Here is a 4236-nt window from a genome sequence, read left to right as displayed (position 1 = left end):
GTTTCTACCTCATGAATTTATATTAAGCGATATGTTTCGATTTGTAAAGGGGTTTTCGTAATATTTTTTAATAAATCTAGAAAATTGGGTCATAGAAAAGGTTATATTGTAGACAGGCTGGGGGTTTCAGGCATTAATTATTTTTGTGATAATTTCTAATTTTCTTGGAACGCAACTCCCTACTTCATTCATGAACCCCTGCATTTTTGGGCGCAGACCCTGCTCCCTACTATATATGTCTCTATCTAGTCAAAATATTGTTACCTATAGCCCTGCTTATACTATTGTTCCCACTTATGAGTGCTTTAACCGCTGTTCTTATTGCAATTTCCGCACTGAACCGGGTAAAAGTCCTTGGTTGACCCTTGGGGAAGCTAAAGAGATTTTTTTACAACTTAAAAAACAAAATGTCTGTGAAATCCTCATCTTGAGCGGTGAAGTTCATCCCCATTCAGCCAGACGGGAAGCTTGGTTTGAGCGAATTTATGATTTGTGTGCCTTAGCAATAGACATGGGATTTTTACCCCATACCAATGTTGGTCCACTGAGTTGGGTAGAAATGCAAAAACTGAAAACGGTGAATGTGTCCATGGGGTTAATGTTGGAGCAATTGACACCAAAACTATTAAATACAGTCCATCGTCATGCACCAAGTAAATTACCCCAAGTGCGATCGCAACAATTACAATGGGCAGGAGAGCTAAAAATCCCCTTCACCACAGGGTTACTTTTAGGAATAGGGGAAACAGAGACAGATTGGTGGGAGACGTTAGCGGCTATTTCTGAATCTCATGCACATTACCATCATATTCAAGAGGTAATTCTCCAACCCCACAGCCCCGGAACGGTGCAAACCTTTGACGCACCACCATTTAACCCTCATCAATTACCAGAAATTATCGCCAAAGTGCGGGAAATTTTACCAGCAGACATTACAATCCAGATTCCCCCGAATTTAGTTAAAGATGAAAATTGGTTACTTGCTTGTATAGCCGCTGGAGCGAGGGATTTAGGGGGAATAAGTCCCAAGGATGAAGTTAATCCTGATTATCCCCATTTACAGGAACAGGAACTCAGAAACATCTTAAAATCTGGGGGCTGGGAGTTAGTACCACGTTTACCACTGTATCCCCAGTTTGATGATTGGTTGGGTGCAGGTTTACGACAAAATGTAGAAGAATGGCGAGAAAGATTTAAGCTCTAGACACTGAGCTTTACGCTTACTGGGTAATCCTGTAACATTAAATATGCTAATTAATTTAATGTATTCACACTGTAAACCAATATGGCTACTAATACATCCTCTAACACATCCTTCTTGCTCCAGTTAATAGGTATAATCTGTATATTGTTCTTTTCTGTAGACTGTCTATTTTTATTATTCCCTTTGCAATTTACAGATAAACTCTGGCAAATTAACTTGTGCAGAAGTCTTGTAAATCAGGGTATTGTACCATTGCTTGGTCTGGGAACAATTCTAATTGCATACTGGGTTGGTAAATCTAGTGGATCTAGTGAAAGTAGTCGTTCCTCGTCTTCTGGTCTAAAATTGCCAATTTTTATCCTCTCTAGTTTGTTAGGACTGATATTTTTGTTGATTTTTCCCCTACATCTGAGTAACGTCAATCAACTAAAGGCAGAGGGGTTAGCACGGATTGAGAAAGAAGCGGAACAGTCAGAAACCCAAGTGAAAAATCAATTAGCACAACTCCAAAATCAACTTGGTAATGATCAGGTAAAAGCATCTGTAGAGAAACAACGCGCTGCATTAAAAGAGCAACTCAGAACCCAGCTAAATGAACTGGTTAAGGATGACAAAAAGTATAATCAGGCACTTAGCGATAGTCAATTACCTGAGGCACAGAAGGATCTACTCAAGCAGTATAAAACAAATCTTAACTCTCTTGATAATTTTATCGCCCAGCAAACAGACCCTCAAAAACTAGCAACCCAAAGACTTAACCAAATTCAGACTCAAACACAACAACAGTTGCAGAAAACCCAGGAAGATGCCTGGAAGGAATTGCGAACTGGTATTAATAGTTTATTATTGTCAATTGGTTATATCGTCATCGGCTGGAGGGGATTAAGAGGTATGGGTATTTCCAAAAGTAGTTCTAGAGGTTGAGTAGCTCCTTAGTAATTTGCTAACAAATAATAATGTAACCCTGGTTAGTATCCTATGTACACGCTGTTTGGTAGAATGTCTAGGTTGTTTAATCTCATGATCTTCATCTTTGAGTCAGTCAATAGATACTATTAAACTCGATACCTTAGCCCAAGAACTAGCAACCATCCAGCAAACAGGTTCCAAGCGGATTGCCTTGCTAGGTTCTCGTCATGTGCCAATTACCCATCAGAACCTCATTGAAATGATGACTTATGCCCTGATTCTATCGGGCAACCGCATCATTACTTCTGGTGCTACAGGCACAAACTCTGCGGCCATCCGGGGCGCAACCAAGGCTGATCCCAACTTACTCACGGTTATTTTACCCCAAAGTTTGGAACGTCAACCCCAAGAATCGCGCCAGCAATTAGAACAGGTTATGCACTTAGTGGAAAACCCCAGTAATGATAACTTGTCCCTAGCTGAAGCGAGTTACCTATGTAACAAAGAAATCGTCTCTCGTTGTCAACAACTAATCTGCTTTGCATTTCACGATAGTCGCACTTTGCTACAAACTTGTAGTGATGCCGAAGACCAGCGAAAAGTGGTAACACTCTTCTACTTTGACTAGAGTGAACGGCAGTTTTTGCAAAGCTAATGATAGAGATGGAAAATCATTGGGTAAAGGGTAATGATTTCACTAAATTACCCCTTATCCATTGACAAAAATGATCAATACCTGACCAAGTACCCTATTAAATTAGTTGAATGTCTTTATCTCTATTACCAGTACCTGCTATTTTTTTATCCTCTATTGTCGTTGCGGCTATTCTCATTTATCTACCCTATTTATTAGTAGCTTTTGCTAGAGTGCAAGTAGGATATGATTTGTCTGCACCTCGCGCCATGTTTGACAAGTTGCCTCCCTATGCCCAACGGGCAACATGGGCCCATGAAAACTCCTTTGAAGCGTTTATGGTTTTTGCCGCAGCCGCACTAATGGCTTATGTCACTGGAGTGAATTCTCCCCAAGGAGTGAATGCAGCCATCGCTTTTCTGATTGCTCGTTTGCTATACTCTATTTTCTATATTGCAAATATACCTTTGTTAAGATCACTCATGTTTGGTATTGCTTCTTTTAGTTCGGGAACTCTGTTTTTCCTCAGTCTCATGCAAGTTAAATAATTAAGCTGAGGGAATAAGGATTTTTAATTTTGCCTCTTCTCTCTTACCAATTACCAATTACCAATTTTATTTATGGCTGCTTCTTTTTCCTTTGATATCGTCAGCGACTTTGATAGACAAGAATTAGTTAATACTATTGATCAAGTCATCAGAGACGTTAAAAGCCGTTACGATCTTAAAGATACTAAAACCACAATCGAATTAAGCGAAGAAAAAATTACCGTTGGTACTGACAGCGACTTTACCTTAGAATCTGTCCACACCATTCTCCGAGAAAAAGCCGCCAAGCGGAATCTTTCTCAAAAAATCTTTGAATTTGGCAAAGTTGAATCTGCCAGCGGTAGCCGTGTTCGTCAAGAAATTACCCTGAAAAAAGGCATTAGCCAAGAAATTGCTAAACAAATTTCTAAGATAATTCGGGACGAAATTAAAAAGGTGCAAGCCTCAATTCAAGGTGACTCTGTGCGGGTAATAGCTAAATCAAAAGATGACTTACAACTCGTGATTCAACGGCTTAAACAAGAAGATTTCCCCGTCGCTTTGCAATTTACAAATTATCGCTAGAAAATATAATTGACAACTAACAGTTGTCAATTATTAATTGTCAATTACTTCCGTCCCCCAATACTTTTTTGAAATGCCGGACGTTCAGATATAGACTGAATATAATTCACGACTGCTGGGTAAGCACTCAAATCTAATTTGAGCATAATCGGAATTTGACACTCCCCGGTCTAAAGACACGGGGATTCTTGGTTCAACGAGACCACTTAAACTAGACTCCTTGCGTTATCTAGGTCAGAGGTGGGACTCTCCCCAAGCGTTAACTTTCGGTCTGCCCGACCGTAGTTGCATGACTGCAAGTCCTGTTTAACTTGAAACGAGAAAGTTTCAAAATTCTGATTCGTCTAGTCCCTATAAATCTTTTACCTACTGCTAGA

The 4236-nt window shown here is 39.8% G+C and carries 5 protein-coding genes and 1 pseudogene; 5 read left to right on the top strand and 1 reads right to left on the bottom strand.

Annotated features, from left to right (window positions below; genetic code table 11):
- Positions 1-235: 235 nt before the first annotated feature.
- The 5 genes from cofG (at position 236) to FJR06_RS01460 (ending at position 3859) form a co-directional block, all read left to right on the top strand.
- The gene (gene cofG, locus FJR06_RS01480) at positions 236-1204 is read left to right on the top strand and encodes a 7,8-didemethyl-8-hydroxy-5-deazariboflavin synthase subunit CofG (protein ID WP_168650478.1); all 969 of its coding nucleotides are present in this window, start codon (positions 236-238) and stop codon (positions 1202-1204) included.
- Between the two features lie 81 nt (positions 1205-1285).
- Entirely contained in the window at positions 1286-2128 is an 843-nt protein-coding gene (locus tag FJR06_RS01475) for an HpsJ family protein (protein WP_015079959.1), read from the top strand.
- Between the two features lie 109 nt (positions 2129-2237).
- Positions 2238-2741: a hypothetical protein gene (locus tag FJR06_RS01470; RefSeq protein ID WP_015079960.1), complete on the top strand. Its 504-nt coding sequence runs from the start codon at positions 2238-2240 to the stop codon at positions 2739-2741.
- Between the two features lie 137 nt (positions 2742-2878).
- Entirely contained in the window at positions 2879-3295 is a 417-nt protein-coding gene (locus FJR06_RS01465; RefSeq protein WP_015079961.1) for an MAPEG family protein, read from the top strand.
- A 72-nt stretch (positions 3296-3367) separates the two neighbouring features.
- On the top strand, positions 3368-3859 hold the full coding sequence (locus FJR06_RS01460; protein WP_015079962.1) for a YajQ family cyclic di-GMP-binding protein: 492 nt from the start codon (positions 3368-3370) through the stop codon (positions 3857-3859).
- Positions 3860-3903: 44 nt separating this feature from the next.
- Here FJR06_RS01460 and FJR06_RS01455 read toward each other — a convergent pair.
- A pseudogene (locus FJR06_RS01455) lies at positions 3904-4014 on the bottom strand (glutathione S-transferase family protein); the annotation flags it as partial.
- Positions 4015-4236 lie beyond the last annotated feature (222 nt).

Origin of the sequence: Dolichospermum sp. UHCC 0352, from assembly GCF_009711925.1 — a bacterium.
Lineage (GTDB): Bacteria > Cyanobacteriota > Cyanobacteriia > Cyanobacteriales > Nostocaceae > Dolichospermum > Dolichospermum lemmermannii.
The sequence above is the reverse complement of the archived record's forward strand: the minus strand, read 5'-3'. Positions and strand labels throughout refer to the sequence as shown.

What these genes read in the sequence shown, in the direction of transcription:
- cofG (WP_168650478.1), top strand. Translation starts at nt 236, where the DNA reads ATGTCTCTATCTAGTCAAAATATTGTTACCTATAGCCCTGCTTATACT.
- FJR06_RS01475 (WP_015079959.1), top strand. Translation starts at nt 1,286, where the DNA reads ATGGCTACTAATACATCCTCTAACACATCCTTCTTGCTCCAGTTAATA.
- FJR06_RS01465 (WP_015079961.1), top strand. Translation starts at nt 2,879, where the DNA reads ATGTCTTTATCTCTATTACCAGTACCTGCTATTTTTTTATCCTCTATT.
- FJR06_RS01460 (WP_015079962.1), top strand. Translation starts at nt 3,368, where the DNA reads ATGGCTGCTTCTTTTTCCTTTGATATCGTCAGCGACTTTGATAGACAA.